Annotated in this window: 1 rRNA gene; it reads right to left on the bottom strand. The window is 48.7% G+C overall.

Annotation, left to right across the window (positions count from 1 at the left end):
* Positions 1-28: 28 nt before the first annotated feature.
* A 16S ribosomal RNA gene (locus JUD45_RS07025) occupies positions 29-1,602 on the bottom strand.
* Positions 1,603-1,746: the final 144 nt, after the last annotated feature.

Below are 1,746 nucleotides of genomic sequence, written 5' to 3'. Positions count from 1 at the left end.
CTAATGTAAGTTTCCGAAATTTCCTTAGAAAGGAGGTGATCCAGCCGCAGGTTCTCCTACGGCTACCTTGTTACGACTTCACCCTAATCATCTGTCCCACCTTAGACGACTAGCTCCTAAAAGGTTACCCCATCGTCTTTGGGTGTTACAAACTCTCATGGTGTGACGGGCGGTGTGTACAAGGCCCGGGAACGTATTCACCGTGGCATGCTGATCCACGATTACTAGTGATTCCAACTTCATGCAGGCGAGTTGCAGCCTGCAATCCGAACTGAGAATGGCTTTAAGAGATTAGCTTGACCTCGCGGTTTCGCGACTCGTTGTACCATCCATTGTAGCACGTGTGTAGCCCAGCTCATAAGGGGCATGATGATTTGACGTCGTCCCCACCTTCCTCCGGTTTATCACCGGCAGTCTCACTAGAGTGCCCAACTAAATGCTGGCAACTAATAATAAGGGTTGCGCTCGTTGCGGGACTTAACCCAACATCTCACGACACGAGCTGACGACAACCATGCACCACCTGTCATTCTGTCCCCGAAGGGAACGCCCAATCTCTTGGGTTGGCAGAAGATGTCAAGAGCTGGTAAGGTTCTTCGCGTAGCATCGAATTAAACCACATGCTCCACCACTTGTGCGGGCCCCCGTCAATTCCTTTGAGTTTCAACCTTGCGGTCGTACTCCCCAGGCGGAATACTTAATGCGTTAGCTGCGGCACTGAAGGGCGGAAACCCTCCAACACCTAGTATTCATCGTTTACGGCATGGACTACCAGGGTATCTAATCCTGTTCGCTACCCATGCTTTCGAGCCTCAGCGTCAGTAACAGACCAGAAAGCCGCCTTCGCCACTGGTGTTCTTCCATATATCTACGCATTTCACCGCTACACATGGAGTTCCACTTTCCTCTTCTGTACTCAAGTTTTGTAGTTTCCACTGCACTTCCTCAGTTGAGCTGAGGGCTTTCACAGCAGACTTACAAAACCGCCTGCGCTCGCTTTACGCCCAATAAATCCGGACAACGCTTGCCACCTACGTATTACCGCGGCTGCTGGCACGTAGTTAGCCGTGGCTTTCTGGTTAAATACCGTCAAAGTGTTAACAGTTACTCTAACACTTGTTCTTCTTTAACAACAGAGTTTTACGAGCCGAAACCCTTCATCACTCACGCGGCGTTGCTCCATCAGACTTTCGTCCATTGTGGAAGATTCCCTACTGCTGCCTCCCGTAGGAGTCTGGGCCGTGTCTCAGTCCCAATGTGGCCGATTACCCTCTCAGGTCGGCTACGTATCATCGTCTTGGTGGGCTTTTATCTCACCAACTAACTAATACGGCGCGGGTCCATCCCAAAGTGATAGCAGAGCCATCTTTCAAGTTGGAACCATGCGGTTCCAACTAATTATGCGGTATTAGCATTTGTTTCCAAATGTTATCCCCCGCTTCGGGGCAGGTTACCCACGTGTTACTCACCAGTTCGCCACTCGCTCCGAATCCAAAAATCATTTATGCAAGCATAAAATCAATTTGGGAGAGCTCGTTCGACTTGCATGTATTAGGCACGCCGCCAGCGTTCGTCCTGAGCCAGGATCAAACTCTCATCTTAAGATGAAAAGCTTAACTTAGCTCTTCTGAATAAATTGTTATTTTATAAGCGAATTGACTTCGCAATGTTTAATTCTTACAACCAAGTTGTAAGTTCCTTACACATCATCGATTATCAATCTTGTTCAGTTTTCAAAGATCTACC

This window comes from Apilactobacillus nanyangensis, from assembly GCF_016861915.1.
Lineage (GTDB): Bacteria > Bacillota > Bacilli > Lactobacillales > Lactobacillaceae > Apilactobacillus > Apilactobacillus nanyangensis.
This window is presented reverse-complemented; position numbering and strand designations above follow the sequence as displayed.